Origin of the sequence: Streptomyces scabiei 87.22 (assembly GCF_000091305.1) — a bacterium.
Lineage (GTDB): Bacteria > Actinomycetota > Actinomycetes > Streptomycetales > Streptomycetaceae > Streptomyces > Streptomyces scabiei.
The window spans coordinates 5,998,413-6,020,083 of sequence record NC_013929.1; the positions used below are offsets into that span (position 1 = coordinate 5,998,413).

A 21,671-nucleotide genomic window follows, 5' to 3' on the forward strand; every position below is an offset into this window, starting at 1 on the left:
CTCCCCGGCCTTACCCTGATGGACAGCGCCGGTGGGGGCCGGTGCTGATCAGGGGGCGAGACAGTCGGGTACGACGCCCGGAGCGGGGGTAGCGGTTCAGCACGGCGGCGGCCGTGCGGCTGCGACGCCCCGTCCCAGGTGTTCACCGGGGCACGCTTCGGGCGCCGTACTCGCGCCGGTCGTCCCCCGACCAGTGGGGGTTTCTGTGGTGCGCATCCGAGTACTGGTCGTCGACGACCACCGTATCTTCGCCGAGTCGCTCGCCGCGGCCCTGGCCGCCGAGCCGGACGTCGACGTGTCCGCGGCGGGCAGCGGCCCCGCCGCGCTGCGCTGCCTGGACCGCGCGGCGGCCGAGGGACGCAGGTTCGACGTGCTCCTGGTCGACGCCGACCTGGGAGCCCACGCCCCCGGCGCCCGCCCGGCCGCCGTGCCCGTGGCCGTCTCGGACGGCGGCGAGGACGGCCTGGTGGACGGGATATCGCTGGTCGCGGGCGTACGTTCGGGCCAGCCGAGCGTACGGACGGTCGTCCTCGCCGAGAAGGACGATCCGCGCCGGGCCGCGCTGGCCCTCCAGGCGGGCGCGTCCGGGTGGGTCGCCAAGGACTGCTCGCTGTCCCGGCTGCTCACGGTCATCCGGGGCGTGCTGCGGGACGAGACGCATCTGCCGCCCGCCCTGCTCACGGGTGTCCTGCGGGAGTTGACCGCCGCGCGCAAGCACCGCACGGAGAGTGAGCGGCTCGTCGAGTCCCTCACCCCGCGTGAGCGCGAAGTGCTGCGGTGCATGGTGGCGGGGCTGGGGCGCAAGGCCGTCGCCGAGCGCCTGTTCCTCTCCCCGCACACCGTCCGCACGCATATGCAGAACGTCCTCGGCAAGCTCGGCGTCCACTCCACGCTCGCCGCCGTCGCGCTCGCACGCCGGGCGGGGGTCGGGCCGGTGGACCTAGCCGGGGATGTTGTCGAACGGGGCGGTCAACTGGCGTAGCAGGCCCGCCAGGTCGCCCCGCTGGGCGCGGGACAGCTCGGCCAGGATCGCCCGTTCCTGGTCGAGGAGCCCGGCGAGCGCCTGGTCGGCGCGGTCCCGGCCCTCGTCCGTGAGCCGGACGAGCACGCCCCGGCGGTCACTGGGATCGGGCAGCCGCTCGACCAGGCCCTTCTTCGTCAGCCGGTCGATCCGGTTCGTCATCGTGCCCGAGGTCACCAGCGTCTGCGTCAGCAGCTGGCCCGGCGAGAGCTGATACGGGTCCCCCGCACGCCTCAGCGCGGTCAGCACGTCGAACTCCCACGGCTCCAGCTGATGCTCGGCGAACGCCAGCCTGCGCGCGCGGTCCAGATGCCGGGCGAGTCTGCTCACCCGGCTGAGTACTTCCAGCGGCTCCACGTCGAGGTCGGGGCGCTCCCGGCGCCACGCTGCGACCAGCCGATCGACCTCGTCCTCCATGACGATCAGTGTAGTGGTTGTGTCGACGTGAAGTCTCTTGATATCGAGAGGATTAGACGCAAGTCTCTTGACTTCAAGATAATTGCCCGTGAGAGTGAGGACGCTTCGACACGGATCCACGAGGAGGTACCCCCATGCCCGCGAACAGCCCCACCTGGGACCCCCAGCAGTACCTGCGGCACGCCGGCCACCGCGCCCGCGCCTTCGTCGACCTGCTCGCCCACGTCCCCGACCCGCCCGCCGCGCACCCGCGCATCGCCGACCTCGGCTGCGGCCCCGGCAACGTCACCCGCCTCCTCGCCGACCGCTGGCCCACCGCGCACATCACCGGGTACGACAACTCGCCCGAGATGCTCGACCGGGCCCACGTCGACCACGAGGGGCCCACCCCGGGCGGCGGCCGCATCGACTTCACCCCGGCCGACGTCCGTACCTGGGTGCCCGGGGAGCCGTACGACCTGATCGTCGGCAACGCCACGTTCCAGTGGGTGCCCGGGCATCTCGACCGTTTCCCCGCCTGGGTAGACGCCCTCGCCCCCGGCGGCACCCTCGCCTTCCAGGTCCCCGGCAACTTCGACTCGCCCAGTCATCGCCTCATGCGCGAACTCGCCCACTCCGCCCGCTGGAAGGACCGGCTCGGCGACACGCTGCGGCACGAGGACGCGGTCCACACCCCGGCGGGCTACCTCGCCGCCCTCGCCGACCTGGGCTGCGAGGCCGACGCCTGGGAGACGACGTACGTCCACCTCCTCCAGGGCGAGGACCCGGTGCTCGACTGGGTGAGGGGTACGGGTCTGCGACCGGTCCTCACCGAACTGGGCGCGGACGCCGAGCCGTTCGTCGCCGAGTACCGGACGGCCCTCCGTGCGGCCTATCCGGCCACCGCCCACGGCACCCCGTTCCCGTTCCGCCGCATCTTCGCCGTCGCCCGCAAGCCGGAGGCGGTCTGAGGTTCCGGGCGGTGGGGCGGGGGCGCGTCGTCGAAGTCGATGTTGTGCAAAATATTGACGGCGGATAGATGCGCGCCTACCTTCGCGAATGTTCCCTCCCTCGTCCCCCCTCGCTCCAGGGAGAACCGCATGCCCCCGTCCCCCCTCCCCACCTCCGCCGAACAGCCCGGACAGCCCGAACAGGCTCTGCGCACCGCGCAGTTGCGCCGCGTCGCGCTGTCCGGGCTGCTCGGTACGGCCGTCGAGTTCTACGACTTCCTCGTCTACGGCACCGTCGCCGCGCTCGTCTTCGGCGAACTGTTCTTCCCGGGCGCCGACCCGGCCGTCGGCACGATCGCCGCGTTCGGCACGTTCGCCGCCGGATACGTGGCCCGCCCCCTCGGCGGCATCGTCTTCGGGCACTTCGGCGACCGGCTCGGCCGCAAGTCCATGCTGCTGCTGACCATGGGCCTGATGGGCGGCGCCAGCTTCCTCATCGGCCTGCTGCCCACCTACGACACCATCGGCGTCTGGGCCCCCGTCCTCCTGATCACCCTGCGCGTCCTCCAGGGCATCGCCATCGGCGGCGAATGGGGCGGGGCCACCCTGATGGTCGTCGAACACGCCGGCGAGAAGCGGCGCGGACTGTGGTCCAGCTTCACGCAGATGGGAGCCCCGCTCGGCTCCCTGCTCTCCTCGCTCGTCGTGACCTTCGTCGTCGCCATGCCCCGCGACGAGTTCACCGCGTGGGGCTGGCGTGTGCCGTTCCTGCTCAGCGTCGTCCTGCTCGGCGTCGGCCTCTTCGTCCGGCTGAAGGTCGTCGAGAGTCCGCTCTTCGCCCAGGTGAAGAAGGACCGGACCGAGGCGCGGCTGCCGATCGTGGACGTGCTGCGCCGGCCGCGGGCGCTGGTGCTGGCCGCGTGTGTCGGCATCGGCGCGTTCACGGCACAGTCGCTGCTGACCAGCTACCTGATCGCGTACGCCACCGGGATCGGTTACCCCCGGCCGCAGGTCCTCACCGCGCTCACCGTCTCCGCGTCCGTCGCCCTGGTCGTGCTGCCGTGCGCGTCGGCGCTCTCCGACCGGGTCGGCCGCCGGCCCGTCGTCCTCGCCGGAGCCGTCGCCTCCGTCGCGCTCGCCTTCCCCGTGCTTGCGCTGGTGGACTCCGGGTCGCCCGGCCTGCTGATCCTCGCGGTCGTCCTCGGCCACGGGTTCGCCCAGTCCGTGATGTACGGGCCGCTGGGGGCGCTGCTCACCGAGATGTTCGGGACGAAGGTGCGCTACACGGGGGCGTCCCTCGGGTACCAGCTCGCCACGCTGATCGGTGCCGGGTTCTCGCCGATGATCGCGGGGAGTCTGGTGGCGGCCAATGGGGGATCCAGTACGCCGATCTCGTTGCTGATCTGCGGGGGTTCGGCGATCACCGCCGCGACCGTGTGGTTCGTCCGCGAGACCCACCGGGACTCACTGGGCGAGGTGTCCCTCCGGGAGGGGGCGGCGAAGGAGGGGGTGGCTTCGTAGGGGTGGATGCGGTGGGGCGCGGCCGGGCTTCGGGGCGGGGGGTGAAGCGCGGGTGTTCGGCTGCGGGTCCGGTGGGGCCTCTCGCGCAGTTCCCCGCGCCCCTTTCGGGGCGCCTGTGCCGGACGCAGCACGCTGACCAGGCCCGCGCAGCCCCCGTACCCTTACCGCTGTGGAGGACGTGATCCTGGAAGTCGATGTCGCCGGTGCGCAGTTGCGGCCGCAGTCGTTGGTGCTCTCCTTCTTCGGTAATCACGTGCTCGACCTGGAGGAAGGCGACCTCGGGGTGTACTCGGGGAGCATCATCGACGTGCTGGGGCGGGTCGGCACGGGAGAGCAGGCCGTTCGGTCCACGCTGACGCGGATGGTGAACCGGGGGCTGCTGCGGCGGCAGCGGGAGGGCCGGAAGATGTTCTTCGGGCTCACCCCGCACGCGGGGGACATCCTGCGCGACGGCGGACAGCGCATCTGGCGCGACGGCGCCGTGAACGAGGACTGGGACGGCACCTGGACCCTCCTCGGCTTCTCCCTCCCCGAGTCCTGGCAGCGCCAGCGGCACGATCTGCGCTCCCGGCTCACCTGGTCCGGATTCGGCGCCCTCTACAGCGGCCTGTGGATCGCGCCCGGCCGGGTGGACGTGCGGAGGATCGTCTCCGAGCTGGGTCTGGACGCGCATGTGAAGGTGTTCCACGCGCAGGCAGACGCGTTCACCGATGTCGGCCAGATGATCCGCGAGAGCTGGGACCTGGAGGGACTGGCCGCGCGCTACGTCGCCTTCGACAAGCGCTGGACCACCGCCGATCTCACCGCCGCCGACCCGATCGCCACCCGGCTGCGGCTCGTCGCCGAATGGCTGCGTGTCATTCGCACCGACCCGCGCCTGCCCGTGCGGCATCTGCCCGCCGAATGGCCCGCGCGACAGGCCCAGGACACGTTCCGGCGTATCGCCGCACACACCGCGGAGCCGGCCGCACGGATGGCGGCCGACGTCCTGGAGACGACTCCGCTGCGACCCGCCCCGCTCGAAAATCATTAGCACGCACATCATCCGATGAGTTGGCGGCCGGTAATCTCCGGTGCGCGCGTGTCCGGGATTATTCTGCGGTTCTCCTTTCTGGTGAACATATTCTCGGCCCGCTTTTCCTCTTCTCCCCTCTCGCATCTGCCTGACCGGCCCGGCAGGGGAGTCGTCCGTGACCAGGCGAATCCGGGGTCACGATGATCTGCCGAGCCACCCGGCGCGTTTGACGAGAATCGGGACGCGCGCCGCATAGGCTTTTCGCCGTCCGGCGGGGATTTCACCGTGTGACGCGCTTTCGGGGCGTCCGGTCGATTTCCGCTGCGCCTGTTCGTTCGTACATTCACCCGTTCATTCATTCACTCATTCTTCGTCCCATCGCTCATTCGTCGATCTCCGACCATATGACAGCCGTGCCCGCGCGCATTCCCTGACCGACCGGCGCGATGCCGCCCGCGCCCGGGCGGTTTCCAGGGGAACCACATATGAAGATCGCTTTTCTGATCAACAACGCCTTCGGTATCGGTGGCACCATCCGCTCGACGGCCAACCTCTCGGCCGCGTTCGCCGACCGGCACGACGTCGAGGTCGTCAGCGTCCACCGCTCCCGCGCCGAACCGGCACTCACGTTCGATCCGCGCGTCCGGCTGACCTCGCTGATCGACCTGCGGGAAGGAACCGCCGGCTACGAGGGCGACCACCCGCTCACCGAGCGGCCCGGCACGATGTTCCCGTACAGCGGGGCCACCGGGAACCTGCCCTACACCGGGCTCCAGGACGCACGCATCGGCGGCTTCCTCGCCCACACCGAGGCCGACGTGGTCATCGCCACCCGCCCGGACCTCAACGGCTACCTCGCCCGCGACGGCCGCCACCGCTACCTCCGCGTCGGCCAGGAGCACCTGAGCCTCGACCAGTACCGCGAACCGCTGCGCACCGACCAGACGAGGGCCATCGCCGGACTGGACGCCTACGTCACCGTCTCCGAGGCCGACGCCGCCCAGTACCGCGCCGCCCTGCCCGACGTCGGCACCACCATCGTGTGCGTGCCCAACGGCGTCCGGGCCGGCGCCGTCGAACGCTCCACCCTCGACTCCCGGGTCATCGTCGCCGCCGGCCGGCTCATCCCCATCAAGCGGTACGACCGGCTGGTGAACGCCTTCGCCAAGGTGGCCGCCGACCACCCCGGCTGGACCCTGCGCATCTACGGACGCGGCCCGCAGAAGGAGAACCTGCGCGAGCAGATCGACCGGCTCGGGCTGCACGACCGGGTCTTCCTCATGGGGGCGGTCTCACCGATCGAGACCGAGTGGGCCAAGGGCGCCGTCGCCGCCGTCTCCTCCGACATGGAGTCCTTCGGCATGACCATCGTCGAGGCCATGCACTGCGGGGTGCCCGTCGTCGCCACCGACTGCCCGCACGGCCCCGGCGAGATCATCACCGACGGCCGGGACGGCATCCTCGTCCCGCTCGACGGGGACGTCGACGCCTACGCCGACGCCCTGAACCGCGTCGTCGGCGACGAGACCCTGCGCGAACGGCTCGGCAAGGAGGCGCTCACCAAGGCCGAAACGTACGCGCCCGCCGCCGTCGCCCGCCGCTACGAGGACCTCTTCGAGGAACTGACCGGCGCGCGGAGCCGCCGCCGGGACGGTGCCGCCCGGCTGGGACGGCTCGCCGTGCGGGCCGCCCGGGCCGTCCGCTCGCGCCGCGTGCGGGACACGCCCGCCGACGGAACCGGGGGGAGCGCTGCCACCCCGTCCGCGCACGCCCGCGCCACCGGCGACGGCGGTCTCGTCGTCCGGCTGGACCCTGCGGAGCTGCCGGCCGGGCCGCTCGACTTCGTCGCCCGGCTCCGCCGCGACCCCGGCGAACGGCAGATCGGCGTGCCGGTCCTGCCGAGCGCCGACGCGCCGGACACCGTGGTGCAGGCGGTGTTCCGCCCCACGGAGCACACCCTCGCCGAGGGCCGCTGGGACTGTTACGTCGTGCCGCGCGGCACGACCAAGCGGCTGCGGCTGACCGCACGGCTGGTCGAGCAGGCCGCGCTCGTCGGGCGCCCACCGAGCGCCGGCCGGGACGGTGTGGGGGCGTGGATCCCCTACCCGACCGCCGACGGGTTCCTCGCGCTGCGGACATGGCTGCGGCCCGCCCACGCGGAGATCGACACCGTCGAGGTCGGCGAGGAGTCGGTGACCGTCACCGCGACGCTGTACGGGGACGCCGACGCCGTACAGGAGGGGGCCGAGGTCCGGGCCGTCTCCCGGACCGACACCGCCTACGACTTCACCGTCGTCGCCCGTGCCGTCGGGGAACGGGTGGTGCGGTTCACCGTTCCGTACGGCGAGATCATGGCCCGGCGCGCGGTCGAGCACGACCTGTGGGACCTGCGGGTGGCGGGTGTGCCGGTGGGGCGGATCGGCGGCGACGTGGTGGAGCGGCGCAAGACCGACCTGGTGCCGGGGCGGGTGTTCCCGCACGCGGAGCGGGGGCGGACCCGGGTGCGGCCGTACTTCACGGTGCGCAACGAGCTGGCGCTCAGCGCGAAGGATGTGAGCGAGGGCGCCTGACGGCGCGGGGGCGCGGGGGTTCGTCGGCGGGTGCGGCCCGGTGGGGCTTCTCGCGCAGCCCCCCGCCCCTGAAAAGCGGGGGGCTGCGCCCCCGCTCAACTCTTGCGGTGCCCGATCAGCCGCGGCTTCTGGTTGATGCCGTCCAGGCCGTGCCACGCGAGGTTCACCAGGTGCGCGGCCACCTCCGCCTTCTTCGGGCGCCGGACGTCCAGCCACCACTGCCCCGTCAGGGCGACCATGCCCACCAGCGCCTGCGCGTACAGCGGCGCGAGCTTCGGGTCGAAGCCGCGGCTCTTGAACTCGCGGCCGAGGATGTCCTCCACCTGCGTGGCGATGTCGGAGATCAGGGACGCGAAGGAGCCCGTCGACTGCGGGATGGGGGAGTCACGGACCAGGATGCGGAAGCCGTCCGTGTACTCCTCGATGAAGTCCAGGAGCGCGAAGGCGGCCTGCTCCAGCAGCTCACGGGGGTGGCCGGCCGTCAGGGAGCTGGTCACCATGTCCAGCAGACGGCTCATCTCACGGTCCACCACCACCGCGTACAGCCCCTCCTTGCCGCCGAAGTGCTCGTACACCACCGGCTTGGACACCCCGGCCTTCGCCGCGATCTCCTCCACCGACGTCGCCTCGAAGCCCTTCGCGGCGAACAGGGCCCGCCCGACCTCCAGCAACTGTGCCCGGCGCTCGGCGCCCGTCATCCGGGTGCGGCGCACACGCCGCGGCTTCTCGTTGCTCGGGGTGCTGCTGGAGTCGGTCGCCACGGCGTCAATCATGCCGCCTCGGCGGCCGCCGTCCGGTGCTCGGAGCCGTCCTCACCCGTCTTGCGCCTGGAATCGATACGCGAGCGTGACGGCCAGCGGACGTCGTACGCCCAGCCGAACACCTCGAACCAGCGGATCAGCCGCGCGGAGGAGTCCAGCTGTCCGCGCTCCACACCGTGCCGGGCGGAAGTGGGATCGGCGTGGTGCAGGTTGTGCCAGGACTCGCCGCAGGAAAGGATCGCCAGCCACCACACGTTGCCCGAGCGGTCGCGGGACTTGAAGGGGCGCTTGCCGACCGCGTGGCAGATCGAGTTGATCGACCAGGTCACGTGGTGCAGCAGCGCCACCCGGACGAGCGAGCCCCAGAAGAACGCCGTGAACGCGCCCCACCAGGACATCGTCACCAGGCCGCCGATCAGCGGCGGCAGGGCGAGGGAGAGCATCGCCCAGAAGATGAACTGGCGGGAGATCGCGCGGAGCGCCGGGTCCTTGATCAGGTCGGGGGCGTACTTCTCCTGCGGCGTCTGCTCCTCGTCGAACATCCAGCCGATGTGGGCCCACCACAGGCCCTTCAGCAGCGCGGGCATCGTCTCGCCGAAGCGCCACGGCGAGTGGGGGTCACCGTCGGCGTCGGAGAACTTGTGGTGCTTGCGGTGGTCGGCCACCCAGCGCACCAGCGGGCCCTCGACGGCCATCGAGCCGGCGATCGCCAGCGCGATCTTCAGTGGGCGTCTGGCCTTGAACGCACCGTGGGTGAAGTGCCGGTGGAAGCCGATCGTGATGCCGTGGCACCCCAGGTAGTAGAAGAACACCAGCAGGCCGAGGTCCAGCCAGCTCACGCCCCCGAAGTTCCAGGCCAGCGGCACTGCCGCGACGACCGCGAGGAAGGGGACGATGATGAAGAGGAGCAGCGTGATCTGCTCGATCGAACGCTTCTGTTCGCCGCCCAGCGTGGCCGACGGCGCGGGCGAGCCGGCTGCCGGGGAACCTGGCGAACCGTGTGCGTTCGGGGCGTCGTCGATCACATCGGACCTGGTGCTCATGGGCGTCCCCTGGGGGGTCGAGGGTGGTGAGAGGGGGGAAGTGCCTGCGGCGACAGCGTGCGAGGGCCACCTGACGGCCGTCCCTACGGTTCCGTAACCTACGGCATCGTAAGTATGGCAGCGCGGTGCCGGGCGGCAAGAGTCCACCTCTCTGCGCGTCCAGGTGTGACGGACGGGCTCGATGGACAGGTGGCACTCAGTGCCGCAAAAGTGGCACCCGTCTCCGGAGACGCCCGCACGGACGCCTATCCTGGACGCGGTCGGACAGCGCGGTCCGCTCCGCATCCCGCCCGCACGCCGGAGCCCGCGAGGGCCGCCGCCCACCGGGCCCCCGCCCGGGTTCCCCTCCGGACGAGCTTCAACACTGCAAGGAGCCGCACCTGTGAGCAGTGCCGACGACCAGACCACCACGGTCAGCAGCGAACTGCGCGCCGACATCCGGCGCCTGGGCGACCTGCTGGGCGAGACCCTCGTACGGCAGGAGGGCCCCGACCTCCTGGAGCTGGTCGAGCGCGTCCGCAGCCTGACCCGCGAGGACGGCGAAGCCGCCGCCGACCTGCTGCGCGGCACCGAGCTGGAGACCGCCGCCAAGCTCGTCCGCGCCTTCTCCACCTACTTCCACCTGGCCAACGTCACCGAACAGGTGCACCGCGGCCGCGAGCTGAGGGCACGCCGTGCCGCCGAGGGCGGCCTGCTCGCCCGTACGGCCGACCGCCTGAAGGACGCCGACCCCGAACACGTACGCGAAACGGTCGGGAACCTCAACGTCCGCCCCGTCTTCACCGCCCACCCCACCGAAGCGGCACGCCGGTCGGTCCTCAACAAGCTCCGGCGCATCGCCGCGCTGCTGGAGACCCCCGTCATCGACTCCGACCGCCGCCGCCACGACACCCGACTGGCCGAGAACATCGACCTCGTCTGGCAGACCGACGAACTGCGCGTCGTACGCCCCGAGCCCGCCGACGAGGCCCGCAACGCCATCTACTACCTGGACGAACTGCACGCCGGTGCGGTCGGCGACGTCCTGGAGGACCTGACGGCCGAGCTGGAGCGGGTCGGCGTCACCATCCCCGACGCCACCCGCCCTCTCACCTTCGGCACCTGGATCGGCGGCGACCGCGACGGAAACCCCAACGTCACCCCCCAGGTGACCTGGGACGTCCTCATCCTCCAGCACGAACACGGCATCAACGACGCCCTCGAACTCATCGACGAACTGCGCGGCTTCCTCTCCAACTCCATCCGCTACACCGGAGCCACCGAGGACCTGCTGACCTCCCTCCGGGCCGACCTCGAAGCCCTCCCCGAGATCAGCCCCCGCTACAAGCGCCTCAACGCCGAGGAGCCCTACCGCCTCAAGGCCACCTGCATCCGGCAGAAGCTGGAGAACACCAAGCAGCGCCTGGCCAAGGGCATCCCGCACGAGGACGGCCGCGACTACCTCGGCACCGGTGAGCTCCTCAAGGACCTCACCCTCATCCAGACCTCGCTGCGCGAGCACCGCGGCGGCCTCTTCGCCGACGGCCGGATGAACCGCACCATCCGCACCCTGGCCGCCTTCGGCCTCCAGCTCGCCACCATGGACGTCCGCGAGCACGCCGACGCCCACCACCACGCCCTCGGCCAGCTCTTCGACCGGCTCGGCGAGGAGTCCTGGCGCTACGAGGACATGCCCCGCGAGTACCGCCACAAGCTCCTCGCCCGCGAGCTGCGCTCCCGACGCCCGCTCGGTCCCACCCCGGCACCGCTGGACGCCGCCGGCGCCAAGACCCTCGGCGTCTTCGAGACCGTCAAGAAGGCGCTCGCCGTCTTCGGCCCCGAGGTCATCGAGTCCTACATCATCTCGATGTGCCAGGGCGCCGACGACGTCTTCGCCGCCACCGTCCTCGCCCGCGAGGCCGGCCTCGTCGACCTGCACGCCGGCTGGGCCAGGATCGGCATCGTGCCGCTGCTGGAGACCACCGACGAGCTCAAGTCCGCCGACACGATCCTCGAAGAGATGCTCGCCGACCCCTCCTACCGACGGCTCGTCGCCCTGCGCGGCGACGTCCAGGAGGTCATGCTCGGCTACTCCGACTCGTCGAAGTTCGGCGGCATCACCACCTCGCAGTGGGAGATCCACCGGGCCCAGCGCCGGCTGCGCGACGTCGCGCACCGCTACGGCGTACGCCTGCGCCTCTTCCACGGCCGCGGCGGCACCGTCGGCCGTGGCGGCGGCCCCTCGCACGACGCGATCCTCGCGCAGCCCTGGGGCACCCTGGAGGGCGAGATCAAGGTGACCGAGCAGGGCGAGGTCATCTCCGACAAGTACCTCGTGCCGTCCCTGGCCCGGGAGAACCTCGAACTCACCGTCGCGGCGACCCTGCAGGCGTCCGCGCTGCACACCTCCCCCCGCCAGTCGGTCGAGGCCCTCGCCCGCTGGGACGCGGCCATGGACCTGGTCAGCGACGCCGCCCATGCGGCCTACCGCCGACTGGTCGAGGACCCCGACCTGCCGACGTACTTCCTCGCCTCGACACCGGTCGACCAGCTCGCCGACCTGCACCTCGGCTCGCGGCCCTCCCGTCGCCCCGGCTCGGGCGTCTCCCTCGACGGGCTGCGCGCCATCCCCTGGGTGTTCGGCTGGACCCAGTCACGGCAGATCGTGCCCGGCTGGTTCGGCGTCGGCTCGGGCCTGAAGGCACTGCGCGAAGCCGGCCTGGACACCGTGCTCGACGAGATGCACGAGCAGTGGCACTTCTTCCGCAACTTCCTCTCCAACGTCGAGATGACGCTGGCCAAGACGGACCTGCGGATCGCCCAGCACTACGTCGACACCCTCGTCCCCGACGAGCTGAAGCACGTCTTCGACACCATCCGGACCGAACACGAGCTGACCGTCCGCGAGGTGCTGCGCGTCACCGGCGAGGAGAAGCTGCTCGACGCCAACCCCGTCCTGCAGCAGACCTTCTCCATCCGCGACGCCTACCTCGACCCGATCTCGTATCTCCAGGTCGCCCTGCTCAAGCGGCAGCGGGACGCTGCCGCGGCGGGGGAGGAGGCCGACCCGCTGCTGGCCCGGGCCCTGCTGCTCACGGTCAACGGTGTGGCCGCTGGGTTGCGCAACACGGGCTGACTCCGGCGGTCCGTTCGCGGCGGGCGGCCCGGTGGGGGCCGTTCGCGCAGTTCCCCGCGCCCCTAGAAAAGCAGGGGCTGCGCCCTGTGCTTTTCAGGCCCGCAGGGGCCTGGGCCTTTGAGGGGCGCGGGGAACTGCGCGAGAAGCCCCACCGGCCGTCAGCCGGCAGTCCGCCCCGCACCGCCCTGGTCACAGCGCCACCCACGCCGCCGTGATCAGCGCGAACCCCAGCCCGCCCAGCACCCACGCCGACCGCACCATCCGCAGCCCACCGGCCACGACCACCGCCGCCAGCAACAACGCCCCACCCAGCGGCACCCACGCGTGCAGCAGACCCGCCGGACCCGTCCGCACCACGTCACGGCTGCCCGGCTTCACGACGACGGTGTACGTCTCGCCCGTCTCCACCGCCACCGACCGCTCGATGTCGACCCGGCCCCGGGCCCGCGACCCCGCCGACACCGGCTCGTAGGGACCCCAGCAGGTCTCACCGGCGCACCGGGACACCGTCATCGTGCCCTGCTCGCGCCCCTTGCTGAGCATCACGTGCTGGGCGCAGTCCCAGGAGCCCCACACCCCGGCGATCAGCAGCACCACCGCGATCACGCCCGTCGCCGCCAGCCGCCCGTACCGCAGCGCGACCGACGTACCACCGCCGCCCGCGCGCCGACGGCGCGGCGAACGGTGAGCGGGTGCTTTGGTGGCGGGCATGGCGGGGATCATTGGCCATGCCCCTGCGGTCGGTCAACTCCCCCAGGTCGGCGCCCACGAGCGCACGAATCCTGACTTGTCCGGATCAGCTCAGGAGTTGTAGGTCCCCTGCGCCCGCTCCAGCCCCTCGATCACCAGGCACTCCACCGCGTCCGCCGCCCGGTCCACGAAATAGTCCAACTCCTTGCGCTCCGTGGCGGAAAAGTCCTTCAGCACGAAGTCCGCGACCTGCATCCGGCCCGGCGGACGGCCGATCCCGAACCGCACCCGGTGATAGTCGGAGCCCATCGCCTTCGTCATCGACTTCAGCCCGTTGTGACCGTTGTCACCACCACCGAGCTTCAGCCGCAGCACGCCGTAGTCGATGTCCAACTCGTCATGGATCGCCACGATGTTCGCCACCGGCACCTTGTAGAAGTCCCGCAGAGCCGTCACCGGGCCGCCCGAGAGATTCATGAACGACATCGGCTTCGCCAGGATCACCCGGCGGTTCGCCGGCCCCGGCGGACCGATCCGCCCCTCCACGACCTGCGCCTGCGCCTTCCCGGCCCGCTTGAACCTCCCCCCGATCCGCTCGGCCAGCAGATCGGCCACCATGAACCCCACGTTGTGCCGGTTCGCCGCGTACTCGGGCCCGGGATTGCCGAGCCCGGCGATGAGCCAGGGGGCACTCGGATCGGTCGTCACGTGCATGTCTCCTTGGTACGCGCCAGCCGCTGCCCCCGAAGGGAACAGCGGCTGACGAACCGATGACAGAGCTGAGGATCAGGCCTCGGCGGCCTCGTCGCCCTCGGCACCGTCCTCCGACGGCTCCTCCGCCTGTGCGGCCAGGACCTGAAGGACGACGGCGTCCTCGTCGATCGCCAGCGTGGTGCCCTTCGGCAGGGGGATGTCCTTGGCGAGGATGGAGGCACCGGCCTCCAGGCCCTCGATGGAGACGGTGACCGACTCGGGGATGTGAGTCGCCTCGGCCTCGACCGTCAGCGTGCTCAGCACGTGCTCGAGCAGGTAGGCGCCCGGCGCCAGGTCGCCCTCGGTGTGGACGTAGACCTCGACGTTGACCTTCTCGCCACGCTTCACGAGGAGGAGGTCGACGTGGTCCAGGAAGCCCTTGATCGCGTCGCGCTGCACGGCCTTCGGGATCGCCAGCTGGGTCTTGCCGTCGATGTCCAGGCTGAGCAGGACGTTCGGGGTGCGCAGCGCGAGCTGGAGCGCGTGGCCCGGCAGCGTGATGTGTACGGGGTCGGCACCGTGGCCGTAGACCACGGCGGGAACCTTGCTGGCACGACGGATACGGCGGGCGGCGCCCTTGCCGAACTCGGTACGGGTCTCGGCTTCGAGCTTGACCTCGGCCATGTTCACTCCTCGTAGAAAAGGGGAAAGGTGGTCACCCGGCCAAACATCGGCCTGCTACGAAGAGCGCGTCGATAACGGACCGCCGTACACACGGGTACGGCCTCCCTCGCCGAGCAACTGCAGCAGTCTACTCGGAAAGGAAGGCCGTACCCAAAACGATCTCCGGCGAACGCCGGTGACCCTACTGCTCGTCGAAGAGGCTCGTCACCGAACCGTCCTCGAACACCTCACGCACCGCGCTCGCGATCGTCGGCGCGATCGACAGCACCGTGATCTTGTCCAGCTCCAACTCGTTCGGCGTCGGCAGCGAGTTGGTGAACACGAACTCGCTCACCTTCGAGTTCTTCAGCCGATCCGCCGCCGGACCCGACAGCACACCGTGCGTCGCCGTCACGATGACGTCCTCCGCACCGTGCGCGAACAGCGCGTCCGCCGCCGCGCAGATCGTGCCGCCGGTGTCGATCATGTCGTCCACCAGGACGCACACCCGGCCCTTGACCTCACCCACGACCTCGTGGACGGTCACCTGGTTGGCCACGTCCTTGTCACGCCGCTTGTGCACGATCGCCAGCGGCGCGCCCAGCCGGTCGCACCAGCGGTCCGCCACCCGCACACGGCCCGCGTCCGGGGACACCACCGTCAGCTTGTCCCGGTCCACCTTCGCGCCCACGTAGTCCGCCAGCAGCGGAAGCGCGAACAGGTGATCGACCGGACCGTCGAAGAAGCCCTGGATCTGGTCCGTGTGCAGGTCGACCGCGAGAATCCGGTCCGCACCCGCCGTCTTCATCAGATCCGCGATCAGACGCGCCGAGATCGGTTCACGCCCACGGTGCTTCTTGTCCTGGCGCGCGTAACCGTAGAACGGCACGATCACGGTGATCGAACGGGCCGACGCACGCTTCAGCGCGTCGATCATGATCAGCTGCTCCATGACCCACTTGTTGATCGGAGCCGTGTGGCTCTGGATCAGGAAGCAGTCCGCACCACGCGCCGACTCCTGGTAGCGGACGTAGATCTCGCCGTTCGCGAAGTCGAAGGCCTTCGTCGGGACGACCCCGACACCCAGCTGCTGGGCGATCTCCTCGGCAAGCTCGGGGTGGGCGCGGCCGGAGAAGAACATCATCTTCTTCTCGCCGGTCGTCTTGATCCCGGTCACAGCACTGTCTCCTCAGAGGTTCTCAGCCAGGCATGCGGAAGCCGCTCACTCAGCTGGGGTGCGGGTGTGCACTTATCACGGTACGACGTCCTTGGCGCACCTGTTTCCGGTCAGCTTGCGCTTTCGTCTTCCCGGGAGGCCGCCTCGGCGGCCTTCGCCGCCGCGCTCCCCGGACGCTTACGGGCCACCCAACCCTCGATATTCCGTTGCTGGCCACGGGCGACGGCCAGCGAACCGGGCGGCACGTCCTTCGTGATCACGGACCCCGCGGCGGTGTACGCGCCGTCCCCGACCGTGACAGGCGCCACAAACATGTTGTCCGAACCCGTCTTGCAGTGCGACCCGACGGTCGTGTGGTGCTTGCTCTCGCCGTCGTAGTTCACAAACACACTCGCCGCACCGATGTTCGAGTACTCGCCGATCGTGGCATCACCCACGTACGACAGATGCGGGATCTTCGTCCCCTCGCCGACGGTCGCGTTCTTCGTCTCGACGTACGTACCGAGCTTGGACTTCGGTCCCAGACGCGTACCCGGGCGCATGTACGCGAACGGCCCCACGCTCGCCTGCGGCCCGACCTCCGCGCCGTCCGCCACGGTGTTGTCCACCCGCGCGCCGGCCCCGACCAGGGTGTCCTTCAGCCGGGTGTTCGGCCCGACCTCCGCGCCCTCGCCGAGGTGCGTGGCACCCAGCAGCTGGGTCCCCGGGTGGATCAGCGCGTCCTGCTCGAACGTCACCGTCACGTCGACCCAGGTCGTGGCCGGATCGATCACCGTCACCCCGGCGAGCATGGCCTCGGTCAGCAGCCGGTCGTTCAGGATCCGCCGCGCCTCGGAGAGCTGCACACGGTTGTTGATCCCGGCGATCTCACGGTGGTCGCCGGTGACCGAGGCCCCCACCCGGTGCCCGGCCTCGCGCAGGATCCCCAGCACGTCCGTGAGGTACTCCTCGCCCTGGCTGTTGTCGGTCCTGACCTTCCCGAGGGCGTCCGCGAGGAGCTGACCGTCGAACGCGAAGACCCCGGAGTTGATCTCACGGATCGCCCGCTGCGACTCGGTGGCGTCCTTGTGCTCCACGATGGCCGTCACGGCACCGGAGGCGCCGTCGCGCACGATCCGGCCGTAGCCGGTGGCGTCCGGCACCTCGGCGGTGAGCACGGTCACCGCGTTGCCGTCGGCCGTGTGCGTGGCGGCCAGGGCGCGCAGCGTCGCGCCCGTGAGCAGGGGGGTGTCGCCGCAGACGACGACCACGGTCCCGTCCACGACCCCGCCCAGCTCCTCCAGCCCCATCCGCACGGCGTGCCCCGTGCCGTTCTGCTCCGCCTGCACCGCCGTCCGTACGCCGGGGTCGGCCTCGGCGAGGTGGGCGGTGACCTTCTCGCGGGCGTGCCCCACGACGACGACCAAGTGCTCCGGCTCCAGCTCACGCGCGGCGGCGAGGACGTGACCGACCAGCGAACGGCCACAGATGCTGTGCAGAACCTTCGGTGTGGCCGACTTCATACGGGTGCCCTCACCCGCTGCGAGGACGACGACGGCTGCCGGGCGGGTTGCGCTCACGGGGATGCCCTTCGGCTGTGGATGAGGAGGGGGTTGTCATCCGCAGGATACCGGGGCGTTGTGAGGGGGAAATGTGCGTCGGGTCCCGACCGTGGTGCCTGGGATCGGGACCCGAATCGAGGTCGCGTGTGCTGTGGGCTCCCCCGCCAGGACTCGAACCCGGACATATGGCACCAAAAGCCACAGTGCTGCCAATTACACCACAGGGGATCATTCTCAACCGAACCGGACATATGGCCAGGCTGTCGAGTGACGCCCTTCTACTATGCCGTACCAGGCGCCTCCCGTGCGACGGCGTAGATCGGCGCTCCGGCCCCCGCGGGGCCGTATCCGCACTGCCGGGTTGAGGTCCTCGGGCGTGCCGCCCCGGGCGGAATGGGGGGTTCCGGGAGCGAACGGTGGGCGATTCGGCAGTTCGAGGGAAAGCGGGCGGTTTCGCTTCTGTTCGAATGTGTGGCGTGGTGTGGGCCAGTACGGGAAACTCGCCGGAAAAGCGGTGGCGCTCGAACGTAGGCTTGGGCCATGACCACGACGGGGGAAGACCACACCGCGGCCGGGACGGGGGACGGGGCCGGGCCGTGGTGGTGGGAGCGGCGTCGGGGGGCGTTCCTCGACGGTGGGCTGGCGCTGGTGTCGGCGGTCGAGTGCGCGGTGGAGGGTGTGACGTTCGCGCGGAACGCCGGGCTGCCGGAGGCGGTGGGGGTCGCGTTCGGGGCGCTCGCGGGTTCCGTGCTGCTGGTGCGGCGGATGTGGCCCGTCGCGGTCGTGCTGGTGTTCATCGCCGTCGCGCCCGCGCAGATGGGCTATCTGATGGGGCTCGTGGGGCTCTACACGCTGGCGGCCTCGGAGGCGCCGCGGCGGATCATCGGGGCGTTGTCGGGGATGGCGTTCGCCGGTGTGTTCATCGTGTGGTTCGTGCAGGCGACCCAGAGCGATCTGCGGGGGGACGGCGCCGTCGGGGGCGGGGAGGCGTTCGCGCCGTTCCTGGCGTCGACGATGGCGATCGGGCTGACCGCGCCGCCCGTGCTGCTGGGGCTGTACGTGGGGGCGCGCCGGCGGCTGATGGAGAGCCTGCGGGAGCGGGCGGATTCGCTGGAGCGGGAGTTGCAACTGCTCGCGGAGCGGGCGGAGGAGCGGGCGGAGTGGGCCCGGGGTGAGGAGCGGACCCGGATCGCGCGGGAGATGCACGACGTGGTGGCGCACCGGGTGTCGTTGATGGTGGTGCACGCGGCGGCGTTGCAGGCGGTGGCGCGGAAGGATCCGGAGAAGGCCGTGCGGAACGCGGCGCTCGTGGGGGACATGGGGCGCCAGGCGTTGACCGAGCTGCGGGAGATGCTCGGGGTGCTGCGGTCGGGTGAGGGGTTCTCGTCGATGGCGCGGGTGGAGCCGGCGTCGGCGCCCGTGCCGTTGGCGGCGGTGGGGGCGGCTGCCGCGGCCGCTGCTTCGCGGGCGGAGGACGAGGCCGGTGAGGGGCCGAGCCTGGCCGAGCTGGAGGCGTTGGTGGGGCAGTCGGCGGCGGCGGGGATGGTGGTCGAGCTGTCGGTGGAGGGGGAGGTGCGGGTGTATGCGGCGGAGGTGGAGCAGACGGCGTACCGGGTGGTGCAGGAGGCGCTGACGAATGTGCACAAGCATGCGGCGGGGGCGAAGACGCATGTGCGGTTGGCGCATCGGGCGGCGGAGATAGCGATGCAGGTGGAGAACGGGGCGCCGCCGGTCCCGGGTGCGGCGGGGGCGGCGCGGTTGCCGAGCGGGGGGAACGGGTTGCTCGGGATGAAGGAGCGGGTTGCGGAGCTGGGGGGTGTCTTCGTGTCGGGGCCCACGGATGCCGGGGGGTTCCGGGTGTCGGCGGTGATTCCGGCGTCGTAGGCGTTCGTGGGCGTTCGTGCGGCTCGTGGCGGCTCGTGGGGGCGTGGAGGTGGTCCGGGGCGGCGCGCGCGTTCAGTTCGCGGTCAGGCGGGTCGGGTCGGTGCCGGTCAGGAGTGTGGTGAGGGCCGCGTCGATGGTGGGGCCGAGGTACCAGTCGCCGGTGTGGTCGAGGGCGTAGGTGCGGCCCTCGGCGTCGATGGCGATGAGGGAGCGGGTGGCGGTCTCGTGGCCGAGGGGGCAGACCTCGGTGTCGAGGGCGCGGCCGAGGTCCCCGAGGGTGCGGGCCATGTGGAGGCCGTGCAGCGGGTCGAGGTGGAGGTCGGCGGGGGCGAGCCGGCGGCCGGGGCCCTGGGCGGTGAGGCGGAGGCCGCCGAACTCGGCCCATGCCTCGACCGCGGCCGGGAAGACCGCGTGGCGGTGGCCGGCCGGGGAGGTGTGCTCGCGCAGGGCGTCGGCCCAGATCTCGGCCTGCTTTATGTCCCAGCGGCCCGGCAGCCACCCGGCGGTGCGCAGGGCGGCGTCGACGGCGACGGCGAAGCGGGTGGTGGAGGTGCGGTCGGTGTGCATCTGCCCTTTGTTCGTCGGGGGTTCGTCGGTGGTTCACCGCTGGTGCGTCGGTGGTGCGTGGATGGTGCGTCGGTGGTGCGCGTTCGGGCCGGTGGGGGGCCGGGGTTCCGGCGTATCAGGTGACTCCCGCTCCCGGAGCGGTTTCGTGTGTTCTGACGCGATTTCCGGGGGAGAGGTTCCTGGTCGGAAGGGTGTCCGGCGGGACCGGGCGGGGTGGTCCGGCTCAGTTGTCCTGTGCCGGGTCCACGACGCGGACGCCGAAGTGGGCGCTGAGCGCCGCGCAGGAGCGGCAGGGGGTGGCGAAGGCGCCGTGGAGGGGGTCGCCGTCCTCGCGGATGTGGCGGGTGGTGAGCTTCGCCTGCTTGAGGGCCTTGCGGGCCTCGCCGTTGGACATGGGTCTGCGGGCGGCGCGCCTGCTGCGGGCCGCGTCGGCGGCGGTGATGTGGCGGGAGATGAGGATGGCCTCGGCGCAGCGGCCGGTGAAGCGGTCGCGCTGTGCGGTGGCGAGAGAGTCGAGGAACTCCTGGACCAGGGCGTGCAGGGGCGGGGCGTGGTCGCCGCGGGCGGCGGTGCCGGTGAGGGTCTCGCCGCGTACGGAGAGGGCGGCGGCCACGGTGGGCAGGATGCCGTCGCGGCGGTGGAGGAGGGCGGGAGCGTGCGGCTGTTCCGCGGTGCTCCAGCCGATGCGGGGGTCGCCCGAAGGTCCCGCCTGCGTCGCGCTCATGAACGTGATCCCCTCCTGTGCATACCCCGCCAGGGGACACAGAGTGCCAAACGGCGTGGCCCGTGCGGAAGCTGGGGCAGTTCGACACGCCCGGGCTTCGGCGTTCCGTAAGGGTGGTGTGACGGCTGGTCACGGAAGCGGAGGCCCGGTGACCGGTGCCGTCGTACCGCATAGGCTGTCGACCACCGCGATCCTTTCGGTCTTGCGATCGAAGGTGGGCGGAACGGGCCGTATCAGGGTCTTTTCCGCTCGGGGGAGCGGTACGACAGAGCGACATCGCAGCCAGAGCAGGTCACACAGAACGCCGCAGGGGGCTACCGCCATGACGACAGGTCGGCTCGGGCAGCAAGCCGCGCCGCCGAACGCGGCCTACGCCGGGCAGGTCGTGCAGTTCCCGGACCCCGTCCGGGCCGCGCGTCATCCGAGGGGTGTCCGTGTCGACGCGCACGGCTATCCGGACTTCTCGCCCTACGCGCGTGCCGCGGCGGAGATCGCCGATCCCCCGGAGGGGTTCGGGGTGGACGAGCTGCGGTTGACGGACTACGTGTCCGCGAACGCGGCGCTGGCCGCGACCGGGCACGAGTTGTGGGACACGATCCCGCCGGTGGCGACGCCGCACGGCTGGACGTGGCACCACGCGCCGGGCGGCCGGCGGCTGGAGCTGGTGCCGGTCGAGGTGAAGGCGCTGCTGCGGCACCACGGTGGTATCGCGACGGCGCGCGTGGACCAGCACAAGCGGGGCACACGGCCGTTGCAGGAGACCCGGCCGGCGCACTTCGGGCTGCCGAAGTCGTCGGCGGTGGCGGTGACCGAGGCGCAGGTGCAGGGGGTCGAGGAGGATCTCGGGTACCGGCTGCCGGGGGCGTACCGGTCGTTCCTGAAGGCGGCGGGCGGTTGTGCGCCCGTCGGGGCTGCGCTGGACGCGGAGCTGGGGCTGCTGGTCGACCAGCCGTTCTTCACGGTGCGGGACGAGGCCGCGGTCAACGATCTGGTGTACGTCAACAAGTGTCTGCGGGACCATCTCACCAAGGACTACCTGGCCGTGGCGTTCGCGCAGGGCGGGATCCTCGCGGTGAAGGTGAAGGGCGACCGGATCGGGTCGGTGTGGTTCTGCGCGTACGACGACGCCCGTGACGTCGATCCGTCGTGGCCGCCGGCCGAGCGGGTGGAGCGGTTGCTGCTCCCCGCGGGTGCGGACTTCGACGCGTTCCTGGCCCGGCTGGCGGGCAATCCGCCGGAGTTGGAGACGGTGGCCAACCTGATGGTGGACGGTGGCTTCGCGCAGGCCGTGCCGGTCGCCGCGGGCGCCGCCGCGTCCTCGGTGGGGGAGTGAGTTTTCG

Annotated in this window: 18 protein-coding genes and 1 tRNA gene; 8 read left to right on the forward strand and 11 right to left on the reverse strand. The window is 71.3% G+C overall.

What is annotated here, in order from left to right; translation table 11 throughout:
- Positions 1-205 precede the first annotated feature (205 nt).
- Entirely contained in the window at positions 206-982 is a 777-nt protein-coding gene (locus SCAB_RS25770; RefSeq protein ID WP_037724993.1) for a LuxR C-terminal-related transcriptional regulator, read from the forward strand.
- On the opposite strand, the gene SCAB_RS25775 is transcribed toward SCAB_RS25770, so the two are convergent.
- Positions 941-1,438: a MarR family winged helix-turn-helix transcriptional regulator gene (locus SCAB_RS25775; protein ID WP_013003018.1), complete on the reverse strand. Its 498-nt coding sequence runs from the start codon at positions 1,436-1,438 to the stop codon at positions 941-943. The two genes, SCAB_RS25770 and SCAB_RS25775, sit on opposite strands and share 42 nt — an antisense overlap.
- Before the next feature lie 134 nt (positions 1,439-1,572).
- Between SCAB_RS25775 and SCAB_RS25780 the strand changes: the two genes are divergently transcribed.
- The 4 genes from SCAB_RS25780 to SCAB_RS25795 all read left to right on the forward strand — a co-directional run bounded on the left by SCAB_RS25780 (position 1,573) and on the right by SCAB_RS25795 (position 7,473).
- The gene (locus tag SCAB_RS25780) at positions 1,573-2,388 is read left to right on the forward strand and encodes a trans-aconitate 2-methyltransferase (protein ID WP_013003019.1); all 816 of its coding nucleotides are present in this window, start codon (positions 1,573-1,575) and stop codon (positions 2,386-2,388) included.
- 129 nt (positions 2,389-2,517) lie between these two features.
- Positions 2,518-3,888: an MFS transporter gene (locus SCAB_RS25785; RefSeq protein WP_013003020.1), complete on the forward strand. Its 1,371-nt coding sequence runs from the start codon at positions 2,518-2,520 to the stop codon at positions 3,886-3,888.
- 169 nt (positions 3,889-4,057) lie between these two features.
- On the forward strand, positions 4,058-4,921 hold the full coding sequence (locus SCAB_RS25790; protein WP_037724991.1) for a PaaX family transcriptional regulator: 864 nt from the start codon (positions 4,058-4,060) through the stop codon (positions 4,919-4,921).
- Positions 4,922-5,388: 467 nt separating this feature from the next.
- Positions 5,389-7,473: a glycosyltransferase family 4 protein gene (locus SCAB_RS25795; protein WP_013003022.1), complete on the forward strand. Its 2,085-nt coding sequence runs from the start codon at positions 5,389-5,391 to the stop codon at positions 7,471-7,473.
- Positions 7,474-7,568: 95 nt separating this feature from the next.
- Here SCAB_RS25795 and SCAB_RS25800 read toward each other — a convergent pair whose 3' ends face one another.
- Both SCAB_RS25800 and SCAB_RS25805 read right to left on the reverse strand, forming a co-directional pair.
- On the reverse strand, positions 7,569-8,246 hold the full coding sequence (locus tag SCAB_RS25800; protein WP_020115615.1) for a TetR/AcrR family transcriptional regulator: 678 nt from the start codon (positions 8,244-8,246) through the stop codon (positions 7,569-7,571).
- Positions 8,243-9,277 (reverse strand): acyl-CoA desaturase, encoded by a 1,035-nt coding sequence (locus SCAB_RS25805; protein WP_041669645.1) that lies wholly within the window; start codon positions 9,275-9,277, stop codon positions 8,243-8,245. Before SCAB_RS25805 ends, SCAB_RS25800 begins: the two co-directional genes overlap by 4 nt.
- Positions 9,278-9,659: 382 nt before the next feature.
- Here SCAB_RS25805 and ppc point away from each other — a divergent pair, with 382 nt between their 5' ends.
- The gene (gene ppc / locus SCAB_RS25810) at positions 9,660-12,392 is read left to right on the forward strand and encodes a phosphoenolpyruvate carboxylase (RefSeq protein ID WP_013003024.1); all 2,733 of its coding nucleotides are present in this window, start codon (positions 9,660-9,662) and stop codon (positions 12,390-12,392) included.
- A 189-nt stretch (positions 12,393-12,581) separates the two neighbouring features.
- Here the strand turns inward: ppc and SCAB_RS25815 are convergent, their stop codons facing one another.
- From SCAB_RS25815 to SCAB_RS25840, 6 genes are all read right to left on the reverse strand, one after another.
- A complete protein-coding gene (locus tag SCAB_RS25815) occupies positions 12,582-13,115 on the reverse strand; it encodes a hypothetical protein (RefSeq protein WP_037724984.1) in 534 nt (177 codons plus the stop codon).
- A 78-nt stretch (positions 13,116-13,193) separates the two neighbouring features.
- Entirely contained in the window at positions 13,194-13,796 is a 603-nt protein-coding gene (gene pth / locus SCAB_RS25820; RefSeq protein WP_013003026.1) for an aminoacyl-tRNA hydrolase, read from the reverse strand.
- A gap of 72 nt (positions 13,797-13,868) precedes the next feature.
- Positions 13,869-14,459 (reverse strand): 50S ribosomal protein L25/general stress protein Ctc, encoded by a 591-nt coding sequence (locus SCAB_RS25825; RefSeq protein ID WP_037724982.1) that lies wholly within the window; start codon positions 14,457-14,459, stop codon positions 13,869-13,871.
- A 181-nt stretch (positions 14,460-14,640) separates the two neighbouring features.
- Positions 14,641-15,615, reverse strand: coding sequence for a ribose-phosphate diphosphokinase (locus SCAB_RS25830; protein WP_013003028.1), 975 nt, complete (start codon positions 15,613-15,615; stop codon positions 14,641-14,643).
- A gap of 110 nt (positions 15,616-15,725) precedes the next feature.
- Positions 15,726-17,174 (reverse strand): bifunctional UDP-N-acetylglucosamine diphosphorylase/glucosamine-1-phosphate N-acetyltransferase GlmU, encoded by a 1,449-nt coding sequence (glmU, locus tag SCAB_RS25835; RefSeq protein ID WP_013003029.1) that lies wholly within the window; start codon positions 17,172-17,174, stop codon positions 15,726-15,728.
- A 138-nt stretch (positions 17,175-17,312) separates the two neighbouring features.
- Positions 17,313-17,384, reverse strand: a tRNA-Gln gene (locus SCAB_RS25840).
- A 312-nt stretch (positions 17,385-17,696) separates the two neighbouring features.
- Here SCAB_RS25840 and SCAB_RS25845 point away from each other — a divergent pair.
- Entirely contained in the window at positions 17,697-19,040 is a 1,344-nt protein-coding gene (locus SCAB_RS25845) for a sensor histidine kinase (protein ID WP_013003030.1), read from the forward strand.
- Between the two features lie 72 nt (positions 19,041-19,112).
- Here the strand turns inward: SCAB_RS25845 and SCAB_RS25850 are convergent, their stop codons facing one another.
- Both SCAB_RS25850 and SCAB_RS25855 read right to left on the reverse strand, forming a co-directional pair.
- Positions 19,113-19,607 carry an SUKH-3 domain-containing protein gene (locus SCAB_RS25850; protein ID WP_013003031.1) on the reverse strand — a complete coding sequence of 165 codons (495 nt, stop codon included), beginning with the start codon at positions 19,605-19,607 and terminating at the stop codon, positions 19,113-19,115.
- Positions 19,608-19,830: 223 nt separating this feature from the next.
- Positions 19,831-20,331: a YwqJ-related putative deaminase gene (locus tag SCAB_RS25855; protein WP_013003032.1), complete on the reverse strand. Its 501-nt coding sequence runs from the start codon at positions 20,329-20,331 to the stop codon at positions 19,831-19,833.
- 322 nt (positions 20,332-20,653) lie between these two features.
- On the opposite strand from SCAB_RS25855, the gene SCAB_RS25860 reads away from it, so the two are divergent.
- Entirely contained in the window at positions 20,654-21,664 is a 1,011-nt protein-coding gene (locus SCAB_RS25860; protein ID WP_013003033.1) for an SMI1/KNR4 family protein, read from the forward strand.
- Positions 21,665-21,671: the final 7 nt, after the last annotated feature.

Excerpts from the sequence above, each read along its gene's own strand:
- SCAB_RS25795 (WP_013003022.1), top strand. The coding sequence starts at position 5,389 with ATGAAGATCGCTTTTCTGATCAACAACGCCTTCGGTATCGGTGGCACC.
- SCAB_RS25800 (WP_020115615.1), bottom strand. The coding sequence starts at position 8,246 with ATGATTGACGCCGTGGCGACCGACTCCAGCAGCACCCCGAGCAACGAG.
- SCAB_RS25785 (WP_013003020.1), top strand. The coding sequence starts at position 2,518 with ATGCCCCCGTCCCCCCTCCCCACCTCCGCCGAACAGCCCGGACAGCCC.
- SCAB_RS25780 (WP_013003019.1), top strand. The coding sequence starts at position 1,573 with ATGCCCGCGAACAGCCCCACCTGGGACCCCCAGCAGTACCTGCGGCAC.
- pth (WP_013003026.1), bottom strand. The coding sequence starts at position 13,796 with ATGCACGTGACGACCGATCCGAGTGCCCCCTGGCTCATCGCCGGGCTC.
- SCAB_RS25855 (WP_013003032.1), bottom strand. The coding sequence starts at position 20,331 with ATGAGCGCGACGCAGGCGGGACCTTCGGGCGACCCCCGCATCGGCTGG.
- SCAB_RS25815 (WP_037724984.1), bottom strand. The coding sequence starts at position 13,115 with ATGATCCCCGCCATGCCCGCCACCAAAGCACCCGCTCACCGTTCGCCG.
- SCAB_RS25825 (WP_037724982.1), bottom strand. The coding sequence starts at position 14,459 with ATGGCCGAGGTCAAGCTCGAAGCCGAGACCCGTACCGAGTTCGGCAAG.
- SCAB_RS25775 (WP_013003018.1), bottom strand. The coding sequence starts at position 1,438 with ATGGAGGACGAGGTCGATCGGCTGGTCGCAGCGTGGCGCCGGGAGCGC.
- SCAB_RS25805 (WP_041669645.1), bottom strand. The coding sequence starts at position 9,277 with ATGAGCACCAGGTCCGATGTGATCGACGACGCCCCGAACGCACACGGT.
- SCAB_RS25860 (WP_013003033.1), top strand. The coding sequence starts at position 20,654 with ATGACGACAGGTCGGCTCGGGCAGCAAGCCGCGCCGCCGAACGCGGCC.
- SCAB_RS25850 (WP_013003031.1), bottom strand. The coding sequence starts at position 19,607 with ATGCACACCGACCGCACCTCCACCACCCGCTTCGCCGTCGCCGTCGAC.
- SCAB_RS25845 (WP_013003030.1), top strand. The coding sequence starts at position 17,697 with ATGACCACGACGGGGGAAGACCACACCGCGGCCGGGACGGGGGACGGG.